Origin of the sequence: Mucilaginibacter sp. SG564 (assembly GCF_013149275.1) — a bacterium.
Taxonomy (GTDB): domain Bacteria; phylum Bacteroidota; class Bacteroidia; order Sphingobacteriales; family Sphingobacteriaceae; genus Mucilaginibacter.
In genome coordinates this window covers 1-25,244 of sequence record NZ_JABGNA010000006.1, presented here as the reverse complement: position 1 = coordinate 25,244, position 25,244 = coordinate 1, and the positions used below count along the sequence as shown (strand labels likewise).

The window sequence follows — 25,244 nt, the reverse complement described above, 5'->3', positions numbered from 1 at the left end:
AAAAGTAAGTTTGTAGCCTGCTATTATCAAGATGTTTAATGATTGAACATCTTGATAATCAATTAATTATAAGCAATTCGGTGCGTAGCATTTTTCCATTTAGGTACGCACCGAATTTGCATCTTTTTTGTTGCGATTCGGTGCATAAAATGGTGTTTGATAGAAACAAAAAAACCTGCAATCATTTGATTTGCAGGTTTTTAGCATCTTTCGATATTGTTTTAAGTAGCCCGTAGGGGAATCGAACCCCTGTTTGAAGAATGAAAATCTCCTGTCCTAACCCCTAGACGAACGGGCCTTTTTTATTTATTTTCCCTTGTTTTGGGATTGCAAAGATATAGCTTTATAGATAAATTAAAAATAAAATTTAAAAAAAATATTTTAGCCCTAAAGGCCCCCTTTTTAAAGGGGTTTCAAACAAAATCGTCCATTTATCATTGTAAATGTTTGCCATGTTAAAGCTATCTTTATAAATAAATAAAACATACTTTATGAAAGCAATTTGGAACGATCAGATCATCGCTGAAAGTAATGATACTATCGTGGTCGAAAATAATCACTATTTCCCGATAGAAAGCGTTAAGGCCGAATACCTTGAAAATACCGATACTCATACTACTTGCCCATGGAAAGGACTGGCATCTTATTATACCCTGAATGTGGATGGTAAAAAAAACCAGGATGCCGCATGGTATTATCCGCAACCGAAGGAAGCGGCAAACCACATTACCAATTATGTGGCTTTCTGGAAAGGTGTTAAAGTAACCGAATAAACATGAAGAAGTACGATGCCATTATTATCGGCGCCGGGCAAGCGGGTGCACCATTAGCCAAAAAACTGGCTATTGCGGGCAAAAAAACTGCCATTGTCGAAAAAAGATTTTATGGTGGTACCTGCGTAAATGATGGTTGCACACCTACAAAAACCATGGTGGCATCGGCAAAAGCTGCTTACATGGCCAGTAAAAGCGCGGAGCTTGGTGTACTCATAAAAAAGTTTTCGGTGAATATGCCTCAGATCAAAAAACGCAAAGACGAGATCGTACTTCGTTCACGCAATGGGGGGCTGCATGCGGCAGAAAAAACTCAAAACCTTGATGTATTATTTGGCGAAGCTACTTTCACTGGGCATAAAACTATTCAGGTAGAGTTGAATAATGGCAAAAAACAAACTCTGCAGGCTGATCTTATTTTTCTGAACCCCGGCGATAACCCTTTCATACCCGAAATAGAGGGCTTGAGTGATATTGACTACCTGACATCAACAACTATACTCGATCTGGATTATGTTCCTGAGCATTTATTGATATTGGGTGGTAATTATATCGGCCTGGAGTTTGGGCAAATGTTTCGCCGGTTTGGCAGCAAGGTTACTATATTAGAAAAATCAGCCAGGATCGTATCACACGAAGACGAAGATATCTCTGTCGAAATGCAAAAGATATTGGAGGCCGAAGCCATTACTATCTATAACCAAACACAAGCTACAGGATTTAATCAGAAAAAAGGTGGTAAAATAACCGCCACGATATCTGTACATGGTGAAGAAAAAAAGGTCAAATGCACACATGTATTAGTAGCCGTTGGCCGCACCCCGCAAACAGAGGCACTTAACTTATCCAGTACAGGTGTGGCTGTAGACGAAAAGGGGAATATTAAAGTAAATAACAAACTGGAGACCAGCACTCCCGGCATATACGCCCTTGGTGATGCAAAAGGAGGGCCAGCATTTACACACATCTCTTATAACGATTATACCATTGTTTACCGAAATCTCATCGAAAAACAAGATCTGAATACAGATGATCGCCCAGTTCCTTATTGTATGTTTACCGACCCACAGTTGGGCCGGGTAGGGATAGATGAAACCGAAGCTAAAAAACAAGGCTTAAATTTCAAAGTGGCCAAATTACCCATGGCCCACGTAGCCCGCGCTATAGAAACCGGGGATACCCGTGGGTTTATGAAAGCTGTTGTTGACACCAAAACAAAAAAGATCTTAGGAGCTACTGTTTTAGGCCCCGAAGGCGGAGAGATCATGACCGTGCTGCAAATGGCGATGGAGGGCGGCATTACGTACGACCGGATCCGCTATTGTGTGTTTGCTCATCCCCTGTATTCAGAATCATTAAATAACTTGTTTATGACCCTGGAGGATTAACCCCCGCTTATGATAAAGGTTAAAGATATAAGCAAGCATTTTGGTAAAGTTAAAGCGGTTGATACCATTAGCTTTGAAGTTCAGGAACAAGAGAACCTCATTCTGTTAGGTACAAGTGGATGCGGTAAAACTACTACCCTTAAAATGATCAACCGGCTTATAGAGCCAACATCAGGCAGCATTTTCATTAATGGAAAAAACATTGCCGATGAACAGCCTGAAACGCTAAGACGTGGCATTGGTTATGTTTTACAAAACAACGGACTATTTCCACATTATACGGTTGCCGAAAACATCGCCGTGGTACCTCAATTATTAAAGTGGGATAAAAAGAAAATAGCTGATCGCACTGCCGAGTTGATGGAGAAACTACACCTTAGCTCCGATTACCTGCATGCTTACCCCAATGAATTAAGCGGTGGTCAGCAGCAGCGCATTGGCTTGGCCCGGGCCCTGGTGTCTGATCCGCCGGTTTTATTGATGGACGAGCCCTTTGGTGCTTTGGATAACGTTACACGAGCCTCCATTCATAAAGAATTCAAGGCACTTGATGAGTTAAAAAGAAAAACCATCATCATGGTTACCCACGATGTGCAGGAAGCTTTTGAGCTGGGCGACAGGATATGCCTTATGGACAAAGGAAAGATCATACAATCTGGCACGCCCACCGATCTACTGTTCAGCCCACCAAATAACTTTGTAAAGGATTTTCTGAAAGATCAACGCCTGCAACTGGAATTCAAGGCGATACGGCTACTGGATATTTGGGACTTGTTGCCCGATCTCCACAAAACCGACCAATCACCCACAATATCTGCCAATACAAATCTATGGACCGGCCTCGAACAGTTTAAATTTACTGATTCAGAGACGATCAGTATCAGCAAAGACCAAAACGAAATAAAAATCATTGGATTTGAGCAGCTCATGTCGGCATTTAACCAATATAAAAATAAACAGGGGCATGAATGAGCATCAGCAAACCTTACTGGAGTTTATGCAGCAGCAGGCCGATAAGCTGGCAGTGCAAACTATGCAGCACATCGGACTTACCTTTATATCGCTCTTTTTCGCAGTGTTGATAGGTTTGCCCCTGGGTATTGTTATCGCCCGTAAAAGACAGCTTTCTGGTTCTGTCCTGGGCTTTGCCGGTGTACTGCAAACCATTCCGAGTATCGCTTTGCTGGGTTTTATGATCCCTCTTTTAGGAATTGGCCCCAAACCGGCTATTGTTGCTTTATTATTATATGCCCTGCTACCTATTATCCGGAATACCTATACCGGTATTACCGGGGTAGATGCCGCGGTTAAAGAAGCGGCCACAGCTATGGGCATGAGCAAATGGCAAATATTATTCAAGGTAGAACTTCCACTGGCTATGCCGGTTATTTTGGCCGGTATCCGCACTGCTACGGTCATTAATGTGGGCGTGGCAACACTGGCATCCTTCATCGCAGCGGGAGGCTTGGGCGAGTTTATTTTCGGTGGCATATCGCTCAACAATACCAATATGATCCTTGCCGGGGCTATTCCGGCAGCTTTACTGGCCATTATTTTTGATTTTCTGTTATCACTGGTACAAAAACTCAATTTCAGAAAACTTAAACGTAGCAGTTATGCACTGCCTATTGTTCTGTTGCTGTTATCATCGTTTTATTTTATACCCACTGCCTATGGAAGTAAGCTTACAGCCGGTTTTACGCCCGAGTTTATGGGCCGGCAGGATGGTAACCTCGGCTTAGAAAGCAAATACGGCTTAAAGATCCATACCATTGTGATCAGTGATGCAGTGATGTACAAGGCAGCCTATCAAAAAGAGCTGGATGTGATCAGCGGATACTCCACCGATGGGCGTTTAAAAGCTTATGGCCTCGTAGTTCTGGATGATGATAAAGGCATATTCCCACCATACTATGCCGCGCCAATTGTAAGGAATGACGCGTTGAAGAAATTTCCGGAACTCGAAAGAACACTGAATTTGTTATCCGGCAAAATAAATGATTCCGTGATGACCGATTTAAATTACCGTACTGACTATCTTCACCAAAGCCCGGAGCGGGTAGCCAAAGATTTTTTAGTGAATCATAAATTGTTTAAACCGGCCCGTAAGGCCAATGAAGAGAACATTGTACGCATTGGCTCTAAAATATTTGGCGAACAATATATACTGGCCAACATGTACAGCATGCTTATAAAAGGATACACCAATTATGATGTATCAACAAAAACAGGGCTCGGAGGAACAAAGATTTGTTTTGATGCTTTAACTAATAACCAGATAGATTTTTATCCGGAATATACCGGCACCGGCTTACTAGCCATATTACAAGCCTCATCAAAAACTATAAATGAGGTAACTAAAAATAAGGATAGCACTTACAATTATGTGCAGCGGGAATTTAAAAAGCAGTACCAAATAAGCTGGCTAAAACCAATTGGGTTTAATAATGCGTATGCTTTAATGATGAGAGAGCAGCAAGCAAAAAGTTTAAATATTAAAACAATTTCCAACCTCAAACGATATTTGAATAGTAAATAGTCCCATGAATTTAGTTGATTGTTATAAGAAAGTACGGCAGCGTACCGAATACATTTGTAGCCCGCTGCAAACAGAAGACTACGTGGTACAGCCTGTGGTAGATGTTAGTCCGCCTAAGTGGCATATTGGACACACCACCTGGTTTTTTGAAACTTTTATCCTGAAACCTTATTTCATGGGCTACCAGGAGTTCAATCCCAACTACAACTATGTCTTCAACAGCTATTACGAAACTGTTGGTAATCGCGTTATTCGTACAGACAGGGGCAATTTAAGTCGCCCAACCGTTAACGACATCTACCAGTACCGGGCCTACGTAGATGAAGCCATGGAAAAATTTCTGAGCACGGAACCCTCGGGGGATATTAAAGAGCTGCTGATATTAGGCTTCAATCACGAAGAGCAGCACCAGGAACTGTTACTAACCGATATCAAATATATTTTAGGCCATAATCCATTATTTCCTCCATATTCAAGCAGCTATGTATCGCCTAAGGTGATTACTGCAGATGTTGATTTTATCAGCATCGATGAGGGCATCTATGAAATAGGATTTACCGGTGAAGGGTTTTGTTTTGATAACGAACTAAACCGCCATAAGGTTTATTTAAACGCCTATGAAATAAGCGCGAACCTGGTAACCAATGCCGAGTATCTGGAGTTTATCAACAGCGGTGGGTATCATGATTTTCGGCATTGGCATGCTGAGGGTTGGGATTGGGTGAAGAATAATCAGATCGAAGCACCGCTTTACTGGCACTTAATTGATGAGGAGTGGCATAATTACACCTTTCATGGTTTAGAATTGCTTAACCCTAACAACCCGGTATGCCACATCAGTTATTTTGAAGCATATGCATACGCTTCCTGGAAAGGGCTCCGCTTACCAACCGAGTTTGAATGGGAAGCCGCGGCAACACAATTTAGCTGGGGCAAAAGCTGGGAATGGACAGAAAGCTCCTATCTGCCTTATCCAGGCTTTGCCAAAGCCCCGGGAGCCATCGGCGAATACAACGGCAAGTTTATGGTAAACCAAAAAGTATTACGCGGCGCTTCGGAAGCTACCCCGCCGGGACATAGCCGCATCACTTACCGCAATTTTTTTCAAACAAATTTACGCTGGCAGTTTACCGGCATCAGGCTTGCTAAATAATTGCATAATTACCTCAATATGGACTCAACCTTAGCACATACGGACTTGAACGACCCATCACAAACAAAAACCGACTTGTTTTACAATGATGTGATAACCGGATTAAAATCAACACCAAAACGGTTAAACTCAAAATACTTTTATGATGCCAATGGCGATAAGCTTTTTCAGGAGCTCATGAACAGCCCGGAGTATTACCCAACCGACTGTGAGCTGGAGATATTTTCTGAAAAAACCGCCGAAATTGCAGATGCTATTGTTGCCGATGGTGATGCCTTTGACCTGATTGAATTGGGTGCCGGCGATGCCACTAAATCAAGTTATCTGCTTAAATATTTATTGGAGAAAAAAGCCGATTTCACTTACCTTCCTATTGATATTTCTGAAAATGTAATAAGCTATTTGAATATGACCCTCCCGGTTACTTTACCCGGTTTACAAATCACGGGCCTAAATGGCGAATATTTTCAAATGCTTACCAAAGCGGCCTCTATTTCGTCCCGTCGTAAGGTGGTTTTGTTCCTGGGATCAAACATTGGCAATATGCCTATAAATGATGCTATTGAATTTTGCAGGGAGTTACGCAAACATTTATCGCCGGGTGATATGGCCCTCATTGGCATGGATCTTAAAAAAGACCCTAAAGTTGTGCTGGCCGCTTATAATGACAAAGAAGGCATCACCAAACGGTTTAACCTTAATCTGTTGGCGCGTATTAACCGCGAACTAAACTCCAATTTCGATATCTCTAAATTTGAGCATTACCCAACTTATGATCCGGAAACAGGTGCTTGCAAAAGCTATCTCATCAGCACCGTTGACCAGCAGGTAACTATCAATGACAAAGAAACTATCGCGTTTTTAAAAGACGAGTATATTTACATGGAAATATCTCAAAAGTTCACCATTATGCAGGCCGATCAAATAGCTATCAATACAGGCTTTGTACCGGTAGGGCAATTTTTCGATACCAAAAAATGGTTTATTGACGCTATCTGGATGGCCGCATAATTTTTTGAACAGACAGTCTGTTTTGTTACAAAAGCGGGTTTACATGGTTTACACTTTTTAGGGTTAAAATTATATTCAAATAATTGATAATCAATGATTTATATACAATTTCCATCAAATAATGGATTAAAAGTGTAAACCATCATGTTAACCCAAAAATCATGGTTCAGACAAAAATATTATAATAGTTTCGGGTTCAACTCCGAGTCGATCAATCCACCTATAGGTTTACCCATGAGCCATTTTTGATGGTCGTTTTTTTGCCATTCATTTTTGTAGGGGATTATCCGGGCACCATCAGCCACATAAATAATGGTCATTATCTCGCGCATCCGATCTGAATTATTACCCGGCGCGTTATGAATAGTAAACCCTCGGTGCCAGGTGGCATCGCCCGCCTTCATAGTTTTGGCTCTGCTGATCTCAAACCCTTTTTGTTTTACATAATCATCAAAGAGCGATTCTGATTCGTCAGAAATTTCATGGTTAAAAACCGCGCCGTCAACATATGATCCCGACGCGAAAGTTAACATACCCATATCTACATCAATATCAACCAGGGGCATCCACATGGTTATGGTATTGTGGGTATCAATAGGCCAATAATACTGATCCTGGTGCCATGGAGTAGGCCCTCCGCCAGGCTCTTTGAACAAAGCCTGATCATGATATAGCCGCACACTGTCAACCCCCATTAAATCGGCAGCTATTTTTGCCATTCGCCGGGCGGTAACAAATTTTTTACTATCAGCATCAGCCTGCCATAAGTTCATGATCTGTAAAAAAGCCTTCCCGTAAGTGTCTCTTTCCTCCAGCTTGCGCTTTTCTGTATTATACCTTTCTGCGGCCCCTACTATTACAGGCCTATAGGCGTTTATCTCTTCTTCTGAAAGAATGTTTTTAATTAATGTGTGTCCCTTTTCGCGAAACTCTTGAATACTTTCGGCAGGTAATTTCTTAAAATTATCAAGCTCAGGCAGATAGGTAGATGCACTAATCATAATTTTATTAGCTTTTTTTTCAAAGGAAGCTTATCTTTATATAAAAAAAAATGAAATGAATGGCAGGAAAGTGGCGTATATTATCCACCGCTCAATAAAATTCATTACTTTACGTTAAAATATGCAATGATCAAAGCCTCTTACGAAGTCCTTCAGCCCGCAAACAGTCAATCATTCCTTGTCCGGAAATTTGATAAACTGGCATTTGATGCCCCTTACCATTTTCATGAAGAATATGAATTGACATGTGTTATTAAAGGCACAGGCAAACGCTATGTGGGCAGCCACATGGAAGATTTTGTTTCTGGCGACCTGGTATTACTTGGCCCCAATCTTCCGCACTGCTGGAAATTGGAATCCAGTGAAATACCTATTGAGGAAGCCAGCGCCATAGTAATACAATTTAACGACGCTTTTTTGGGCGATGAGTTTTTTAATAAATTTGAGCTGCAGCACATTAAAAAACTTTTTCAAAAAAGTGGCTGCGGTATTTTATTCCACTCCGACACGCAAAAAGAAGTAAAAGAGCTTTTGCTAAAATTGGCTGATGAAAAAAGCAATTTCCGGATATTGATATCTTTGCTGGAAATATTACAACGGATGGCATCATCCGAAGATTATATACTGCTTGATCAGCACCGGGTGATAGCCGAGCGCTCCCTGGCAGAACGTGAGCGGATAAATCCGGTATTAGCTTATCTGGTTGAAAATTTCAGAAAACAAGTTTCATTGGATGCCGCGGCAAGTATAGCCAACATGACCACTAACGCGTTTTGCAAGTACTTTAAAAAAGTAACCCGTAAAACATTTATGGAAACCATAATTGAGTACAGACTTAATTATGCTATACAACAACTGGTACAAACAGACAAGCCCATATCAGAAATATCTTTTGAAAGTGGTTTTGGCGATGTATCGCACTTTTACAAAATGTTTAAGGCTAAAATGCACCTGAGCCCACTTAATTACCGCAAAAGGTTTATGCGTAACCTGCTTAATGACGATAAAAAGTTATCTGCTTAATACCCGGGGGTTATACACTGATTATACCGCGTTTAATAGCATATATAACCAGGCCTACCAGGTTTTTTGAACAGGTTTTTTCAAATAAGCGCGCCCGGTATCCTTCAACGGTTCGTACGCTCAGGAATATTTTATCAGCTATTTCCTGGTTAGAGTATTCCTGGCAAACCAGTTTCAGCACCTCAATTTCACGTTCGTTAAGATCGGCCTTGTTGTTTGGAATACTATCGCCGTGCTCATTGGTAACCAATTGCTTGATCAGCGTTATGGATAAGTGTTCGTTAAAGTAAAAACCCTTGTGATATACTGTTGATATGGCTTCAATGATCTCCTCCGGTTCGGCATTTTTAAGCAGATAACCCGATGCCCCGGCCTTCATCATATCTACGATATATTTGTCTTCGTTAAACATCGATAGCGCCAGTATCTTGATATGCTTATAGTGTTGGTGCACATAATCAGCGGTTTGGATACCATCCATCTCGGGCATCTTGATATCCATCAATAATACATCCGGAGATCTATCGGTTAACAGCCCAATCAGTTCTTTGCCATTTGATGCTTCTAATATCAGGTCAAAATCTTCACAATCTTCTAACGTTGCTTTTAATCCGTTCCTGAAAATTTTATGATCATCAATAATGCCTAATTTTATCGTACTCATTGTATAACAAATAGTTGGCTATAAAGATAGTAAATAGTATCAAGTAGCCAGTGTCAAGTATCGTGATTATTCGCGGTTAAATATAGCACATCTTATGATCAAAGTCGTGATACCTGATGCTAACTACTTGATAATGAATTATTCTATTTTTAATCTAATAGTAGTAAATGTACCCGCCGATGGCTTGCTTATAATATTAATTTCGCCGTTGATGAGTTGTACCCGGCTTTCCAGGTTCTTAATACCGAACCCTTGTTTTACTTCATTCAATTTAAATCCCACTCCGTTATCTTTAAATTCCATCACCATAAAATCACCCTCCTGTTTTACCGAGAGATGAATAATAGTAGCATCAGCGTGTTTGATAGCATTGCCAAAAAGCTCCTGCGCTATGCGGTATAGCGCCAGCTCAATTTCATGGGGAAAACGCTGGTCGCTTATTTTTTTTTCAAACCTTACTTTAATACGTGTAGCCTGCTCTACTTTATTACCCAGGGCTTCCAAAGCTATCAGGAAACCGTAATCGGTAAGCACCGGGGGTAAAACGTTGTGGATAATGTTGCGTATTTCCTGGATACTCTCGTCAATTAGTCTTCGGGTATCAGCCAGCAGGGGCTGGGAGCTTTGGCTGATGCAGTTTTTATCCAGCCGATGCATATTGAGCTTAATGGCCGACAGAACTTGCCCCACACTATCATGCAAATCTTCGGCAAGGCGCTTGCGTTCGCTCTCTTGTGTTTCAAAAACAGCGTTCATCAAATCGCCTTGCCGCTGATCATGCAGCGTACGTAATTCTTTCTGATTCTTCAGCATTTTACGCTGGTAAATGATCACAAAGAAAAACAGGCAAGTAATTAATATAACAACCACCAAAGTCCCGATAATTAATACCGGGATCAGGTTGTTTCCTGTGGCTTGCAAAATAATCCTACTGAAAATAATATATTGGAAATAATGTTAGTTATGCTGTTAATGATATAATAATTGGGCCGATCTTCAAGCGGTATTTGTGTAAATATCATGAAAAGAAAGATATTAACAGCATAATATATCAGAACCCCCGCATTTATCCAGAAAAGCCCTTGCTTTTCAATATCAACAAATTTTTCAGGATTAAGTAGCTGATAAAAATAAGTCAATGATAAAAAGATAAGTAAAATACCCATAGCTGTTTTTGAAACAGAAGGATATTCCTGCAAATTCAAACTATGATATAATGCTATAATTAAGGTAACTGCAGAAAGCGTTATAGTGATCTTTTTTAAAACCGGCTTTGTGAAAAGCTTATAATAGATAACTGTAAAAAACGAAACCGTGACTATAATATTAATATGAATAGACGGCATGTTGTTCTTGACATGGAACCAATGAGGCAAGATCCACATAATTGGATCAAAAAGCGATTCAACAAGAAAAAAGGCTGCGGCTATTTTTAATACTTTATCAAGATGTCTATAATTATAAATAGCCGTAACTACAGGGAAAAAACCTGATATTGTAGAAATAATGACCAATGTAACATCGATAGCCATACCTTAGGGTTATAGAATATTTATCAAAGTTTTTAAATAATCAACCGCCTGTTAGCTTGTTTTTAGGACAACCCGTTGAGCCTGGGCAAGGATATGAATCATCACCTAAGGAGTTATCGTCCATAGAGTCTAATAATTTAAATGTCTTCACATTGGTTGAATATGTCGTAGACATAACGGTCTCACCTTTCATATCGCCAGGCAGCATATCTTCACCATCTTCGGTAACACCTGATATTACAAAACGCATATCGCCATCGGCATTGGCAATGGTTTTGATAAAAAAGTTACCAATGGCTACAAAAAACTTTTGAAAACCACTTAGCTGTTGCCTGTTGGCGTAATAAATACGGATAGCCAAGCAACCTGGCTGAGCAAGGATCTTGTTGACAATCACCTGTCCAAAAAGCTGGGAAATAGCTGCGCCTTTGGGGCTGCGGTGCCTGTGATTGGCAGTAAACCTCGCGGCACTATCAAGGCTTATAACGGCGCCTTCGTTACCAGTGATAACACCTCTTGCCTGTTGTGTTTCTGTTGTTGTAGTTGTTGTTTCCATGATTTTAATTAATAGGGTTTGGGATTAGTGGTTAAAACTAACATTAATTAGTAATTAATTCAACAAATCCGAACCGGGACGTAAAACTTATCCCAGCATTAACAATCACGTAACAAACTCATAAACAGCAAATAACAAGCTTCAATTGATTCCAGGGAAGTATAAGATCACGTAATTTTACGTATCAAAAACTGTAATATTACGCGGCGCATAAAATGCTATTATTATGCCATATAAAGCCTTTATGCTAAAGGTCCGTATAATTGACGCAAATAGTTATTAACAATAATTAACAAGCAGATATTGCCGGCATTAAATTTATTATTTAGGTTTATAACAACTATAAACTGATCTTATAAATAAGGGCGAAGCCTTAATGCGCTGCCCTTTTACATTTTAAAACAATCGTAATATATAGGAAAACTCGTACACAATAAAAACAATCACCAATACGGCATGAAATGCCCGATTGTTTACTTTTATAGCCACCATGCACAGCACAAAGTGAGTAACGTTACGGATGGGGTATTCAATGCCGTAATGATGCAGGTAGGTGTTGCCTTTGATCAGGGTATCAATAATATCAAGTAAATAGCTAAAACCCAATATGCCGAAGATCCATTTTCGGCGGGAGTAAAAATAATCTTCATAATCTTTATAATCATTCAGGTCATCGGGATATAGTAAAGCGCAAACACTATAGTATACTACGATGTAAATAATTACAAAAAGGTATTCGGCAAAAAGCCAGTGTTTAATATCGTGCAGATTATACTCCCACCACCAAAAATGGAGCAGTAAGATAAACAGGTAAAACGACCATAGGGAATGTACCCAATAGGGTTTACTGCGCCCAGGATGCTGAATTTGCTTGGCAGCTCCCCGGAGCAGGTGCGTAATACTCAAACCCAGTATAATACCAATGGCAGACTTGATATGGCTGAAAATATCCATAGGCAACTGTTATGGAGAATAATAAAACTAAAAATATAAATTTTTAGTCAGCATTTTAGCTCCAAAACATTTAGAATAGCTAATTACTAAAATATAGCCTCGGCTATGCGTTTGGTTGGCCCGGCGTTGCTCATGGTATAAAAATGCAATACGGGCACACCAAATTTCACCAGCTCTTTACATTGGTTTATCATCCACTCAATCCCCATATCTTTTACATCTTTTTCTGATTTACATCCGTGAATAGCATCACACAAATCCTCTGGCATATCAATATGAAAAGTTTTGGCTAAACCTGTTAATTGTTTTGAAGTGGTGATAGGTTTCAACCCTGGTATAATAGGTACCGTGATGCCGTTGGCCCGGCAATTGTTCACAAAATCAAAATATTTCTGATTATCAAAAAACATCTGGGTAACAATAAAGCTGGCACCCATATCTACCTTTTGTTTCAGGTATTTAAAGTCTGTTTTTAGGTTTGGGGCTTCAAAATGTTTTTCGGGATAACCGGCCACCCCAATACAGAAATTGGTTTTGGCGATATTATCATAATCTTCATGCAAATAAACACCATTGTTCATGTTCACTACCTGCTGTAGCAGATCGGTAGCATAAGCATGCCCGTTGGGAGTAGGCACAAACGATGAATCGCTGCTGCGGGCATCGCCACGCAATACCAGTACATTCTCGATACCCAAAAACTCCAACTCGATCAGGGCGTTCTCCGTTTCATCACGGGTAAAACCACCACAAAGCAAATGCGGAACGGTATCTACCTTATACCGGTTCATGATAGCCGCGCAGATGGCAATAGTGCCGGGGCGTTTGCGATAGCTTAATTTCTCCAACAAACCATTGGGGTGCTGCTTATAAATATAGTCCTCGCGCAGCGAGGTCACATCAATAAATGGCGGCTTAAACTCCATTAACGGATCAATAGCGTTATATATGCCCTGTATGCTTTGTCCCTTTAGTGGTGGAATTAGCTCAAAAGAGAAAAGTGTTTTGCCTGCTGCATTAGCTATATGTTCGGTTATTTTCATGGTTCGGGTTGCGGGGCTCGGGTTGCGTTTTTATCATTCCGTCATTGCGAGATTTTTATTCTTCCGTCATTGCGAGCGTAGCGTGGCAATCCCTAACTATACAAAGCGACTCTGCTTATTGGGGATTGCCACGCTACGCTCGCAATGACGTCTATTTGTGTTTATTTCTTCGCAATGACACGTGTGTTTTGTTTTTATTTAATTCAATAGTTAATATTCGGACTAAGCCAGCGTTCAACCGTTTCGAGATCCATGTTCTTACGGGTAGCATAATCCTCCACCTGATCTTTACTGATCTTACCCAGGCCAAAATACCTGGCCTGCGGATGCGCGAAGTAGAAGCCGCTTACCGATGCAGCCGGCATCATGGCCAAACTTTCGGTGAGATGCATGTGGGCGTTATCCTCAGCCTTGAGCAGATCAAACAAGGTGGTTTTCTCGGTATGATCCGGACAGGCCGGATAGCCCGGCGCCGGGCGGATACCTTGATATTCTTCCTTGATCAGGTCTTCGTTACTTAACTGTTCGCCTTTTGAATAGCCCCAGTGCTCTTTACGCACCAGCTCATGCATTTTTTCGGCAAAGGCTTCGGCCAAACGATCGGCCAATGCTTTGGCCATAATGCTGTTATAATCGTCATGGTCACGCTCAAATTCTTCTACCAGTTCATCGCAGCCCAAACCCGTTGTTACAGCAAAGCCCCCCATGTAATCGGGCACTCCACTTTCTTTCGGCGCAATAAAATCCGACAGGGCATAATATGGGTCACCTTTCATTTTTTCGGTTTGCTGCCGCAGGGTATGTATGCGGGTTAACAGTTGCGTTCGGCTTTCATCAGTGTATAATTCTATATCATCACCCACACTATTGGCTGGCCAAAATCCTATCACGCCACAGGCTTTTAACAGTTTCTGATCCACAATTCTTTTCAGTAATTCCTGTGCATCATCATAAAGCTTTTTAGCTTCATCGCCTATAAATTTATCGGCAAATATTTTGGGGTAACTGCCGCGGAGTTCCCAGGTATGGAAAAACGGTGTCCAGTCGATATAGGGCACCAACTCTTCCAGTGGGTACGATTCAAATACTTTGGTGCCGGTAAACGTTGGTTTTATAGCCACATCGCCATCCAGACTGATCTGGAATTTTGACTTACGGGCATCATCTATAGTCACAAAACGCTTGTCTGATTTTTTGTTCAGATGCGCTTCACGGGCCTTAGCATACTCGTCTTTTATACTTTGGATGTAAGCATCGCGGTTATCCTTACTCATTAAATTACTGCACATCGTCACGCTTCGCGATGCGTCGATTCCATGAATTACCGGACCGGAATAGTTCGGGTCGATCTTCACGGCAGCATGGATGCGCGATGTGGTTGCGCCGCCAACAATTAACGGAATAGTAAAGCCGTTTCGCTCCATTTCCTTGGCAAAATGCACCATTTCGTCAAGCGAAGGAGTGATCAGTCCGCTCAAGCCAATAATGTCCACATTCTGAGCTTTGGCTTCTTCAATAATTTTTTGCGCAGGCACCATCACGCCCAGGTCAATGATCTCGAAGTTATTACAGGCCAAAACTACACCTACTATATTTTTACCAATATCATGCACATCACCTTTCACGGTAGCCATTAATATTTTACCGGCATTGGCCCGGCTACCGCTTGAATCTTCACCGGCGGCAATAACCCTTTGTTTTTCGAGCTCGATAAAAGGCAGCAGATAGGCCACCGCCTTTTTCATTACCCGGGCCGATTTTACTACCTGTGGCAAAAACATTTTACCGGCTCCAAACAGGTCGCCCACGATGTTCATCCCGTCCATCAGCGGGCCTTCTATTACTTCCAGCGGTTTGCTGTATGCCAAACGGGCCTCTTCCACATCATCATCCAGGTATTCGATGATGCCTTTTACCAAGGCATGTGAAAGACGTTCCTGAACAGTACCTTTGCGCCATTCTTCGTCACGCACTACCTCTTTGCCTTTACTTTTGATGGTATCGGCATATTCTACCAGGCGTTCAGTGGCATCCTCACGGCGGTTCAGCAGCACATCTTCAACCAGCTCTAATAAGGTCTTATCAATTTCCTGGTACACTTCCAGCATACCGGCATTTACAATACCCATATCCATACCTGCACGGATGGCATGGTATAAAAATGCAGAGTGCATCGCCTCGCGCACTACATTATTGCCCCTGAACGAGAAGGAGATATTACTTACCCCACCACTTACTTTGGCATACGGCAGATTTTGTTTTATCCAGCGGGTAGCTTCAATAAAGTCGACGGCGTAGTTATTGTGCTCTTCCAGACCGGTGGCTACGGTTAATATATTGGGATCGAATATGATGTCCTGAGGAGGAAAACCAACTTCATTCACCAGGATATCATAAGAACGTTTACATATCTCGATACGGCGCTGCAGCGAATCGGCCTGACCGGTTTCGTCAAAAGCCATTACTACCGTAGCAGCTCCATAGCTTAATATTTTACGGGCATGTTCTTTGAACTTTTCTTCGCCTTCTTTCAGCGAGATGGAATTTACGATGCCCTTGCCCTGGATGCATTTTAATCCCGCTTCAATGACTGTCCATTTTGAGGAGTCGATCATGATGGGCAGTTTGGCAATATCCGGTTCAGAAGCTACCAGGTTCAGGAACTTCACCATCACTGCTTCCGAATCGATCATACCTTCATCCATGTTAATATCTATCACCTGGGCTCCTCCTTCTACCTGCTGTAGGGCTACGGCCAAAGCCGCTTCATAATCCTCGGCAAGGATCAGTTTCGAAAATTTGGGCGATCCGGTAATGTTGGTACGCTCACCCACGTTCACAAAAATGCTTTCGGGGGTGATGGTAACAGCTTCCAATCCGCTCAAGCGCAGGTTCGGATCGACCGTAGGAACTATCCTTGGCGAATATTTAGCGGCTTTTTCGGCAATACATTTAATGTGCTCAGGTGTAGTACCGCAACATCCACCCACAATGTTTACCAGGCCCGCTTTTATAAAATCATCCAGCTGATGAGCGGTTTCGTGCGCGGTTTCATCATATTGGCCAAACTCGTTAGGCAAACCCGCGTTAGGATAAGCTGATATAAATACATCGGCTTTTTCGGAAAGCTCGGCCAGGTGAGGCCGCATTTCTTTAGCACCCAAAGCACAGTTTAAACCTACCGAAAGCAGGTTAGCATGCCGTACCGAGTTCCAGAAAGCCTCCACAGTTTGACCCGACAGGGTACGCCCCGAAGCATCGGTAATAGTACCTGAGATCATAATAGGCAGATGTTTACCCGATTCATTTGCATACCTGTTGATAGCAAATAAAGCAGCCTTGGCGTTCAGGGTATCAAATATGGTTTCAACGAGCAACAGATCGCTGCCGCCATCAACCAGGCCACGTACCTGGTCATAATAAGCTTCGGCCAGGTCATCAAATGTTACAGCACGATATCCCGGATCATTTACATCTGGGGACAGCGATGCGGTACGGTTGGTTGGCCCAACAGCACCTGCCACAAAACGAGGTTTAGCCGGATTTTTGGCGGTATATTCTTCGGCAACTTCTCGGGCCAGGCGTGCACCTTCAAAACTCAGCTCATAAGCCAGCTCCTCCAGCTTATAATCGGCCAGGGAAATTATTTGCGTGCTGAAGGTATTCGTTTCAATAATATCGGCACCGGCATCCAGGTATTCGGCATGTATAGCCTTGATAATATCAGGGCGGGTGATGTTCAGCAGGTCGTTATTGCCCTGCAAGTCGGTCGTGTGATCTTTAAAACGCTCCCCACGAAAATCCTGCTCGGATAATTGGTACCGTTGTATCATGGTACCCATTGCCCCATCAATTACCAGTATGCGTTTCTCTAGTTCTTTTTTAATATCCATGTTGGTATCAAATAGCTAGTATCAAGTATCAAGGACCGAAAACCCGGCGCCTGATGGTAGTATAGCAGGAATAAAGGCAGAAACTGTCTTGCTACCTGATACTAGCTACTTGATACTAAAAAATACAGCTTATCTCGAAAAGTCGGGTATATGACTGACTTTCGCTTATCTTTCCCAACATGTTGTGTATTGTTGAGTAGAATGTAGCACCTTGTATGGTACAGGTTGCTAAGACATCGCAGGGTCTAATCCCTCCGCCTTTCTCTATAAGCAATGCAAAGGTGCACAATAAAGCTTTAATATGCAATAGTTTTACCTCCTCCAATGGTGTACTTTATACGTGTTTACAATTGCATGAATATTTAGCATGAGGTATAGAGGAGTTATGCTACTAAAATCCCGCCATTACGTGTCCGGGAAAACTTTTTAAACCTTAAATTTTAACATTTTTTAATCAAAAACGAAGTAAAAACGCTTGTTTTTTGATCACTTTAACAAAGTTTTAACGCTGTTTTAACACTTTTTAACAAAATTTTTGCCCGTTTTGGAAAGTTTAAAAAGTATTAAATGATTGACCATAAAAGAGCGAAATACCGAACGGTCGGTTTTGTGCTTATCTGGACTTTAACTAAACAGCCCGGTTCTTTTTGCAAAGAACCGGGCTGTTGTATAAAAATATGTTTTCTGGCTATTATCTTCTTCTGCCGAATAAGCGCAGGATCATCAGGAAAAGATTGATGAAATCCAGATATAAAGTTAAGCCACCCATCAATGCCATTTTTGAAGCCGATGCATCACCGTATTCCAAACCTGCGCCAATACGTTTTAGTTTCTGTACGTCATAAGCGGTTAAACCTACAAATACAGCTACACCTACGTAGCTAATGATATAATCTAAGCCACTGCTGTGCATAAACATATTCAATAAAGATGCTACGATAATACCAATCAGTCCCATCATCAGGATTGGGCCATATTTGGTCAAATCGGTATTTGTTGTATAACCGGCGATGGCCATTACACCAAATACTACCGATGTAGTGATAAACACACCTAAAACCGAGCCTGCCGTAAAAACCAACAGTATATAGCTTAAGCTAATACCCATTATTGCCGAAAAAGCAATAAACAAGAACGCTAAAACCCCGTAGGATAACCGGTTAAAGCCAAAAGAGATGATTAACACGAATGCAAGCGGTGCAAACATCGTAATAGTACCTAAACCTGTATTACGACCAGTGACAGGATCGATAAGCATATTAAGCAGGGCCTGATTCTGAGAAAATAAGAATGCACAGACTGCCGAAAGGCCCAATGCCACAAACATCCATAAAAACACATTGGCTATGAATTTACGTGATGCATCCGTTTCGTTTAATTGTATTACGTTTTTATAAACGTATTCAGGATCTTTAGTTTCCATTTTTTTATTAAAATAAATTAATATACGAATTTACGAATAAAATGTGAATATCGTGTGAAGGGGTTTGGGTAGGGTGATAGCATATGATTGACTGGCGTATACCCGCTCTTGGCCGCGGGAGGGCCTTTACTTTGTAGCCACAAAGTAACCAAAGGGCTTTCAGCAGATAGGCTTCTTTGCGCTCAGGGCTTTTGCCCGGCAAACAAGGCAGAACCACGGGCTGCAATTATTTTGCCCTATTTCATTCGCTCGTTTCCCTGCGCTTCAGCAAAAACTAGCTATGCCCCAGCAACCGCACAGTCCACCATTGTTCTGCCCGCTTTCGCCCGAAGCTTATCTGCTGACGGGGAAGGAAAAGGTTGTTTTAATCAATAATTCAATAACTCAGTAATTCAATAATTAAAAAGGCCTATCTGCTGACGGGGAAGAAGACACGGCTGGGTTATGCATTTCTTATAAATATTCCCTCGTTTTCAAATAATCCTGATTTTTTTTTTAAAAAAATCTAAAAAGCTGTATATCAGAAATAAAAACTTCAACATACTACCAATTAACAGGCCATTTAAGTCATAAAACGATCGTTTTTAGCCCTTTTGGACTCATCATTTTAAGACGAAAACATAATAATTTATCTTATAGATGTAACCCACAATGTTTTTATGCTGCGAGCAAAGCTTTCAACCAGCTATCATCCGGCTATAAACGACATTGGAATTATTTGACTTTTGATAAAACCCGCCAAAACATAATATATCGGTATGAAGACAATTATAGATTTATCTACAGCAATAATAGGACTGACAACTGCGCTGATCGGCTTGTTTATCGCCTTCAGGAATATTAACCAATCACGTCAAAACCATAAAACAATGACAGAAAAAACAACTTTGATCATTGCTATAGGAGCAGTGTTCGCCATGGTCATATTTGCCATATGTTACATAAGTAAAAGGCCATGAAAAATATCATTGAGTCAACAGGCCATTGCCATCCTTTTTACCCCTTGTTTTCCAGCTCTTTACTTTTCTTCAGCAGCTCCGGGTTTTGGGCGGGTAGTTCTTTTACGTGCCGCTCTACCTCGGTTTGCTGTACATGTACGGCGTACTCCGCTGGCTCAATATGGCTGCCGCTGGCTTCGGCATAAACCTGGGTAAACTCCGCGCCGATGTATAGTATGGCCGATGTATAATAGATCCACACCAGGATAACGATGAGCGAGCCCGCAGCGCCATATACCGATCCCTGCGCCGTATATTGAATATACAAACCGATGAGATACTGCCCCAGCATAAACAGCAAGGCTGTAAAAAACGCGCCGCTACGCACATCCTTCCATTTGATCTTCACATCGGGCAAAAACTTAAATATGATGCCAAACAAAATGGAGATCACCATTAACGTTACGCCCAGGTTAATACCTTGTACCAATAATTTAGTAAACTTTAAGGCAGGCAAAAGCTCCTCTATTTTGGATCCTACAGCGTCTATAATAAAATTAACCAGCAACGATGCCAGCAGCAAAAAACCTAAACTAATGATCAATGAAAATGACACAAAACGGTTCCGGAGCAGTTTGATCCAGCCGCTTTTGGGCTTTGCCTTTACTCTCCAGATGATGTTTAGCGAGTCTTGTATCTCTACAAATATGCTGCTTGCACCTACCAATAAGGTAACAATACCTATAGCAAAACCAAAGCCACTCTTCCCGTTTAATTTAAGGCTGGCTACCGTACTGTGAATCTGGTTGGCTGCATCGGCACCAACATAGGTACCTATTTGCTGATATAGTGTATCTGTTTTGGCAATAGGAATTAAACCAACTACTGCGATAAGCAAAAAGAGCAGGGGCGCGATGGAAAAAATGGTGTAATAAGCCAATGACGCGCTTAGTTTTAAGCCATTATCGTTGATGAAGCCACTAAAAGTAGCTACCAGTATTTTCCACAATCGTTTTAAACGTTCTTTACCAAAAAGTTTCATTTGCGCCTATTTAATTGATGCATCGAACCAAAGCGTAGCAATTTTAATGCCTTCTTTGGGACTTTGAGATTTGGAGACTTTTAGATTTGGGGACTTTGGAACAAGGATTTGGAGAGCAAGGAATAAGGACAGGGAAAATCTTTTCCTATTCCGGCTCTTTGTTCCAAAAATCCAAAAGTTCTTGCTTCATAAATCCTTACCCCAAAAATCCTATAGTCCCGAAAACGGAACATCCAACAATTCATAACCGGCCCAGCCGTTAAAATCATAATGCCACCACTCCGTTTTCAATACGGTAAAGCCATGGGCCTGCATTATTGTTTTTAATAATTCGCGATTCTCCAGCTGTTTTTTGCTGAGGGTGGGATAATTGGCCGCGGCCTTTTTGCTAAAGCTGTCAAACGGGGTAGGCATATCCAGCTCCTTTCCTGTTTTCAGGTCAATCAAACTCAAATCCACAGCACAACCCCTGTTATGTTTGGATCCCCTGCGCGGGTTGGCCACAAAATTGGTGTCCGGGGTCATTTCATAAAATTTAACCGTAACCGAATAGGGGCGATAAGCATCATAAATTTTAAGACCGAGGCCACGGGTTTGCAGATCGGTTTCTACCAGTTGTAATGCTTTTACCACAGGCAGGCGAGCATAGGCTTTTGCCTGCTGATACATACGCCTGTGCATAAAATTATTGGTGGTAGCGTAACGAATGTCCAGCGCTATCTGCGGGATGTACCGCCTGATCTCGACCAGCTGTTTATCGGGATTGGTTTTTACTTGTTTTTTGTACCACGCAGGGCCGCTTATTTTGGTGCTATCAATGTACTTATAATGCTGCGCGCTGGCATTTATACCAGTTAAAACAAAAATCAGTACTATGATAAAACGATGCATAGGATAGGGTTTACCGGTGCGATACGATAAGCAGATCCAGATCTTTACAAGGGATAGTAAAACGCTCGCCAATATGTTTATTGGTGAGGTGCCCATGATAAATATATACTGCGTTACGCACGCCCGATTTTTGCCATATCACGTTTTTAATACCGCCCTGGTCACCGATATCCAGCAGTATAGGCGCGAATATATTGGTAAGGGCGTAAGTGGCGGTACGGGCCACTCGCGAGGCTATATTGGGTACACAATAATGGATAACATCGTGCTTACGGAACACTGGATGGGTGTGGTTGGTAACCTCGGAGGTTTCGAAACAACCGCCCTGATCGATACTCACATCAATGATCACCGAGTCGCGCTTCATGCGGCTTACCGTAGCTTCAGAAATAATACACGGACTGCGCCCGTCTTCGGCCCGCATGGCGCCAATGGCTACATCACAGGTGGTAATGGCTTTTTCGAGCACGATAGGCTGCACTACCGAGGTAAAAACCCGGCTGCCAATGTTATTTTGCAGGCGGCGCAGTTTATATATCGATGGATCAAAAACTTTCACCTCGGCACCCAGAGATATAGCTGTACGGGCAGCATATTCGCCAACGGTGCCAGCACCCAGTATCACAATTTCGGTAGGGGGTACGCCAGTAATACCGCCCAGCATCAGGCCTTTGCCGTCAAATACATTACTCAAATACTCGGCCGCTATCAATATAGATGTGGCGCCTACAATTTCGCTCATGGCGCGTACCACGCTCAGGGTATTGCCCTCATCGCGCAGATGTTCAAAACTCAGCGCCGTGATTTTTTTGGCCATCATGGCATGCAGGCACTCAGCCTTCAGGGTAGCCAGCTGCAAGGCCGATATCAGTATTTGTCCGGGCTTCATGAGCTCAATTTCGGCCATTACCGGCGGAGCTATTTTAATGATGATATCGGCATCATGATAAACAGATTTGGTATCATAAACAATACGCGCACCCTGTTCGCTGTAATCTTTATCAGAAAAATTGGCTGCCTGCCCGGCATTGCTTTCTAAAATAACATCGTGCCCGTTATTAACCAATAAAGCAACCGAAAGCGGGGTTAAGGGAATACGGTTTTCCTGGAAAGATACCTCTTTTGGAATGCCGATGTATAACTTGTTCTTTTTGCTCTTAACCTCCAGCATCGACTCCTGAGGCTGCATCATTGCCTGTTTGGCAACGTCAGAAAACCCACTGTATATCCCTGAACTCATGATGTTTTAATTGTGGCTGATGAAGATAAAAATAATTATTGAATTACTGATTTGGATTAATTATTGAATTACTGATTTATTGAATTAGTGATTTTTCATATCGCAGAAGTTTTCTAAAAAACGAAAAAAAAACGTCATTGCGAGGAGGAACGACGTGGACAACCGACTGAAAGGAGCTCATTAATCCCGATAAAAACAATAACACATTAATAATCCCCGATTTACAGAGTCGCTCTGTATAGTTTGGGATTGCCACGCTATCGCTCGCAATGACGATCGTTTTAGTTATTTGCACATCTACACATTCGCTCATACATTTTCCATATTAACCTCTCGCAAACCATTATTTACGGCTTTTATACTGATGCGGGTATAATGATCTGGCAGCAGATCGGGTATCTTTTCGGGCCATTCAATAAAGCAGTAAGCACCGGCATAAAAGTATTCTTCATAACCCATATCCAGCGCTTCTGTTTGATCTTTAAGCCGGTAAAAATCAAAATGGTAAATTTTATCTTCCGGTCTTTGATATTCGTTCACAATAGCAAACGTTGGGCTGGTGACCGTATCTTCAGTGCCTAAAAAACTGCACAGGCTTTTGATCAATGTGGTTTTGCCGGCTCCCATATCACCATAAAAAAGAAATATCCGGTTATTGCCCGCATGGGCTATGATGGCTTCGGCGACGGCAGGCAGATCTGCCAGTGATTGTACAGTTATTAACACGCTAATTGACTATTTTAAAATGTTTGTCATCCTGAGGAACGAAGGATCTATTCTTCTCATTGCCTATTGTATAATAGATGCTTCACTACGTTCAGCATGACAAAAGGGGGTTTTCTTCTCCAAAAATACCTAAATACTTTGACCTTATAAATCACCACTTACTAAATATTATCATCCAGCGCCTTTAAAAACTTTTCGGGCACTTCAATGTGTGGTATATGGCCGCAGTTATCAAATTCAATGAGCTTACAGCCGGGAATCTTTTTAGCTGTTTCGGGGCCCAGTATTTTATATTGCCCGTGTTTTGCTTTTTCGGCATCGGTTAACAGGCCTTTGCCTACAATGGTTTTGTCTTCTTTACCGGTAAACAATACGGTGGGTACTTTGATCAACCCAAACTCATAGCAAACCGGCTGCTCGTAAATCATTTCAAAAGTAAGCGCGGCAACTTTAGCATATCGCGGAAAGTCGGCGCTTTTGCTTACGCCCGAGCCTATTTTCACCAGGTAATCATACCCCGGTTTCCAGCTGGTAAAGTACGATGTCTGGTAATATTTCTTTACAGATTCAAACGTGGTTTTCAACTCCGTTTTATAATCATCTTCGGCGCTTTGGTAGGGTACAAAGGTTCGGTAATCTTCCAGACCAATGGGATCTTCCAATAAAAGCTTTTCCACCCGGTCGGGATACATGAGTGTAAAGCGGGTAGCCAGCATACCACCCATGGAGTGGCCCAGGATGGTTACTTTCTGCACACCCAAAGTATCGAGCAGGTTTTTATTAAAGCGGGCCAACTGGTGAAAGCTGTAATGGATAATAGCTTTTGACGATTTGCCGAAGCCGATTTGATCGGGCACTATGACGCGATAGCCTTTGGCGGTAAGGGCCTGGATCACGTTTGTCCAGTAATAACCACCGAAGTTTTTACCGTGAAACAATACCACGGTTTTGCCATTAGCATTGTCCGGTTTCACATCCATGTAGGCCATCCGGATATCCTGCCCTTCTACCTTGATAGGCATAAAACTTACCGGGTAGGGATATTTTACATTTTCGAGCGTGATGGAAAGGGTATCCGACTGTGCATATACAGCGGCGGACAGGGTAAGTATAGTGAATAGCAGTATGATTTTTAAACGCATGATGTTAATACGGGCGAGGGTTATAAATGTTTAAAGGATTGGGTCAGGAAAAAGTCATTATGAGTATGGGGAGCGTTGTTGCAGAGCGCTCAATTGCCGCTAAGGGCTATTCCTTGGGTAGAAAGAAAAAAGCAAATAAAACTTAGTTAACAAGCAGCCCCAAGATCCCTTTCAGGAGACCCTTAGGGGACGAAAAATTATGATGTAAAAGGCAAGGCGCATATCGACTCACCTTTGGTTTTAAGATAGTTCTATTTAGTACTAGTTGTTATTGTTGAAATGGGGGGTGCAGGGGGGGGTTAAGAACTAAAT

Annotated in this window: 21 protein-coding genes, 1 tRNA gene and 1 riboswitch; of the genes, 7 read left to right on the top strand and 15 right to left on the bottom strand. The window is 41.9% G+C overall.

Features of this window, described 5'->3' with window-relative positions; genetic code table 11:
- Positions 1-226 precede the first annotated feature (226 nt).
- A tRNA-Glu gene (locus FHW89_RS14660) sits at positions 227-298 on the bottom strand.
- Positions 299-491: 193 nt separating this feature from the next.
- Between FHW89_RS14660 and FHW89_RS14655 the strand changes: the two genes are divergently transcribed.
- From FHW89_RS14655 to FHW89_RS14630, 6 genes are read left to right on the top strand one after another with little or no spacing between them, the layout of a single operon-like run.
- A complete protein-coding gene (locus tag FHW89_RS14655; RefSeq protein ID WP_172335820.1) occupies positions 492-773 on the top strand; it encodes a DUF427 domain-containing protein in 282 nt (93 codons plus the stop codon).
- A gap of 2 nt (positions 774-775) precedes the next feature.
- On the top strand, positions 776-2,161 hold the full coding sequence (locus FHW89_RS14650) for a mercuric reductase (protein ID WP_172335819.1): 1,386 nt from the start codon (positions 776-778) through the stop codon (positions 2,159-2,161).
- Positions 2,162-2,170: 9 nt separating this feature from the next.
- Positions 2,171-3,133: an ABC transporter ATP-binding protein gene (locus tag FHW89_RS14645; protein WP_172335818.1), complete on the top strand. Its 963-nt coding sequence runs from the start codon at positions 2,171-2,173 to the stop codon at positions 3,131-3,133.
- Complete coding sequence (locus tag FHW89_RS14640; protein WP_172335817.1) at positions 3,126-4,700, top strand: ABC transporter permease/substrate-binding protein; 1,575 nt, start codon at positions 3,126-3,128, stop codon at positions 4,698-4,700. The genes FHW89_RS14645 and FHW89_RS14640 overlap by 8 nt, the downstream gene beginning before the upstream one ends.
- 4 nt (positions 4,701-4,704) lie before the next feature.
- A complete protein-coding gene (gene egtB, locus FHW89_RS14635) occupies positions 4,705-5,853 on the top strand; it encodes an ergothioneine biosynthesis protein EgtB (protein ID WP_172335816.1) in 1,149 nt (382 codons plus the stop codon).
- 18 nt (positions 5,854-5,871) lie between these two features.
- A complete protein-coding gene (locus FHW89_RS14630) occupies positions 5,872-6,864 on the top strand; it encodes an L-histidine N(alpha)-methyltransferase (RefSeq protein WP_172335815.1) in 993 nt (330 codons plus the stop codon).
- 179 nt (positions 6,865-7,043) lie between these two features.
- On the opposite strand, the gene FHW89_RS14625 is transcribed toward FHW89_RS14630, so the two are convergent.
- Positions 7,044-7,865 carry a phytanoyl-CoA dioxygenase family protein gene (locus tag FHW89_RS14625; protein ID WP_172335814.1) on the bottom strand — a complete coding sequence of 274 codons (822 nt, stop codon included), beginning with the start codon at positions 7,863-7,865 and terminating at the stop codon, positions 7,044-7,046.
- Between the two features lie 126 nt (positions 7,866-7,991).
- Here FHW89_RS14625 and FHW89_RS14620 point away from each other — a divergent pair, with 126 nt between their 5' ends.
- Positions 7,992-8,888 carry an AraC family transcriptional regulator gene (locus FHW89_RS14620; protein WP_172335813.1) on the top strand — a complete coding sequence of 299 codons (897 nt, stop codon included), beginning with the start codon at positions 7,992-7,994 and terminating at the stop codon, positions 8,886-8,888.
- A 10-nt stretch (positions 8,889-8,898) separates the two neighbouring features.
- Here the strand turns inward: FHW89_RS14620 and FHW89_RS14615 are convergent, their stop codons facing one another.
- From FHW89_RS14615 to FHW89_RS14555, 13 genes are all read right to left on the bottom strand, one after another.
- A complete protein-coding gene (locus FHW89_RS14615) occupies positions 8,899-9,552 on the bottom strand; it encodes a response regulator transcription factor (RefSeq protein WP_172335812.1) in 654 nt (217 codons plus the stop codon).
- 138 nt (positions 9,553-9,690) lie between these two features.
- Positions 9,691-10,473 (bottom strand): sensor histidine kinase, encoded by a 783-nt coding sequence (locus tag FHW89_RS14610; RefSeq protein ID WP_172335811.1) that lies wholly within the window; start codon positions 10,471-10,473, stop codon positions 9,691-9,693.
- Positions 10,449-11,084 (bottom strand): hypothetical protein, encoded by a 636-nt coding sequence (locus FHW89_RS14605; protein ID WP_172335810.1) that lies wholly within the window; start codon positions 11,082-11,084, stop codon positions 10,449-10,451. The genes FHW89_RS14610 and FHW89_RS14605 overlap by 25 nt, the downstream gene beginning before the upstream one ends.
- A 40-nt stretch (positions 11,085-11,124) precedes the next feature.
- Positions 11,125-11,640, bottom strand: coding sequence for a hypothetical protein (locus FHW89_RS14600; protein WP_172335809.1), 516 nt, complete (start codon positions 11,638-11,640; stop codon positions 11,125-11,127).
- Positions 11,641-12,036: 396 nt separating this feature from the next.
- Complete coding sequence (locus FHW89_RS14595; RefSeq protein ID WP_172335808.1) at positions 12,037-12,594, bottom strand: hypothetical protein; 558 nt, start codon at positions 12,592-12,594, stop codon at positions 12,037-12,039.
- A gap of 86 nt (positions 12,595-12,680) precedes the next feature.
- The gene (gene metF / locus FHW89_RS14590) at positions 12,681-13,637 is read right to left on the bottom strand and encodes a methylenetetrahydrofolate reductase [NAD(P)H] (protein ID WP_172335807.1); all 957 of its coding nucleotides are present in this window, start codon (positions 13,635-13,637) and stop codon (positions 12,681-12,683) included.
- Between the two features lie 203 nt (positions 13,638-13,840).
- Positions 13,841-17,530: a methionine synthase gene (gene metH, locus FHW89_RS14585; RefSeq protein ID WP_172335806.1), complete on the bottom strand. Its 3,690-nt coding sequence runs from the start codon at positions 17,528-17,530 to the stop codon at positions 13,841-13,843.
- Positions 17,531-17,692: 162 nt separating this feature from the next.
- Positions 17,693-17,803, bottom strand: a riboswitch (SAM riboswitch).
- Positions 17,804-18,221: 418 nt separating this feature from the next.
- Positions 18,222-18,953 (bottom strand): Bax inhibitor-1/YccA family protein, encoded by a 732-nt coding sequence (locus FHW89_RS14580; RefSeq protein WP_172335805.1) that lies wholly within the window; start codon positions 18,951-18,953, stop codon positions 18,222-18,224.
- A gap of 996 nt (positions 18,954-19,949) precedes the next feature.
- Positions 19,950-20,933, bottom strand: coding sequence for a YihY/virulence factor BrkB family protein (locus tag FHW89_RS14575; RefSeq protein WP_172335804.1), 984 nt, complete (start codon positions 20,931-20,933; stop codon positions 19,950-19,952).
- A 210-nt stretch (positions 20,934-21,143) separates the two neighbouring features.
- A complete protein-coding gene (locus FHW89_RS14570; protein WP_172335803.1) occupies positions 21,144-21,824 on the bottom strand; it encodes a M15 family metallopeptidase in 681 nt (226 codons plus the stop codon).
- A 10-nt stretch (positions 21,825-21,834) separates the two neighbouring features.
- Complete coding sequence (locus tag FHW89_RS14565; RefSeq protein ID WP_172335802.1) at positions 21,835-23,064, bottom strand: alanine dehydrogenase; 1,230 nt, start codon at positions 23,062-23,064, stop codon at positions 21,835-21,837.
- Positions 23,065-23,373: 309 nt separating this feature from the next.
- Complete coding sequence (tsaE, locus tag FHW89_RS14560; protein ID WP_172335801.1) at positions 23,374-23,790, bottom strand: tRNA (adenosine(37)-N6)-threonylcarbamoyltransferase complex ATPase subunit type 1 TsaE; 417 nt, start codon at positions 23,788-23,790, stop codon at positions 23,374-23,376.
- A gap of 161 nt (positions 23,791-23,951) precedes the next feature.
- Positions 23,952-24,932 (bottom strand): alpha/beta fold hydrolase, encoded by a 981-nt coding sequence (locus FHW89_RS14555; RefSeq protein ID WP_172335800.1) that lies wholly within the window; start codon positions 24,930-24,932, stop codon positions 23,952-23,954.
- Positions 24,933-25,244: the final 312 nt, after the last annotated feature.

Coding starts and splice junctions, on each gene's coding strand:
- FHW89_RS14655 (WP_172335820.1), top strand. CDS start 492: ATGAAAGCAATTTGGAACGATCAGATCATCGCTGAAAGTAATGATACT.
- FHW89_RS14650 (WP_172335819.1), top strand. CDS start 776: ATGAAGAAGTACGATGCCATTATTATCGGCGCCGGGCAAGCGGGTGCA.
- FHW89_RS14645 (WP_172335818.1), top strand. CDS start 2,171: ATGATAAAGGTTAAAGATATAAGCAAGCATTTTGGTAAAGTTAAAGCG.
- FHW89_RS14640 (WP_172335817.1), top strand. CDS start 3,126: ATGAATGAGCATCAGCAAACCTTACTGGAGTTTATGCAGCAGCAGGCC.
- egtB (WP_172335816.1), top strand. CDS start 4,705: ATGAATTTAGTTGATTGTTATAAGAAAGTACGGCAGCGTACCGAATAC.
- FHW89_RS14630 (WP_172335815.1), top strand. CDS start 5,872: ATGGACTCAACCTTAGCACATACGGACTTGAACGACCCATCACAAACA.
- FHW89_RS14625 (WP_172335814.1), bottom strand. CDS start 7,865: ATGATTAGTGCATCTACCTATCTGCCTGAGCTTGATAATTTTAAGAAA.
- FHW89_RS14620 (WP_172335813.1), top strand. CDS start 7,992: ATGATCAAAGCCTCTTACGAAGTCCTTCAGCCCGCAAACAGTCAATCA.
- FHW89_RS14615 (WP_172335812.1), bottom strand. CDS start 9,552: ATGAGTACGATAAAATTAGGCATTATTGATGATCATAAAATTTTCAGG.
- FHW89_RS14605 (WP_172335810.1), bottom strand. CDS start 11,084: ATGGCTATCGATGTTACATTGGTCATTATTTCTACAATATCAGGTTTT.
- FHW89_RS14600 (WP_172335809.1), bottom strand. CDS start 11,640: ATGGAAACAACAACTACAACAACAGAAACACAACAGGCAAGAGGTGTT.
- FHW89_RS14595 (WP_172335808.1), bottom strand. CDS start 12,594: ATGGATATTTTCAGCCATATCAAGTCTGCCATTGGTATTATACTGGGT.
- metF (WP_172335807.1), bottom strand. CDS start 13,637: ATGAAAATAACCGAACATATAGCTAATGCAGCAGGCAAAACACTTTTC.
- metH (WP_172335806.1), bottom strand. CDS start 17,530: ATGGATATTAAAAAAGAACTAGAGAAACGCATACTGGTAATTGATGGG.
- FHW89_RS14580 (WP_172335805.1), bottom strand. CDS start 18,953: ATGGAAACTAAAGATCCTGAATACGTTTATAAAAACGTAATACAATTA.
- FHW89_RS14575 (WP_172335804.1), bottom strand. CDS start 20,933: ATGAAACTTTTTGGTAAAGAACGTTTAAAACGATTGTGGAAAATACTG.
- FHW89_RS14570 (WP_172335803.1), bottom strand. CDS start 21,824: ATGCATCGTTTTATCATAGTACTGATTTTTGTTTTAACTGGTATAAAT.
- FHW89_RS14565 (WP_172335802.1), bottom strand. CDS start 23,064: ATGAGTTCAGGGATATACAGTGGGTTTTCTGACGTTGCCAAACAGGCA.
- FHW89_RS14555 (WP_172335800.1), bottom strand. CDS start 24,932: ATGCGTTTAAAAATCATACTGCTATTCACTATACTTACCCTGTCCGCC.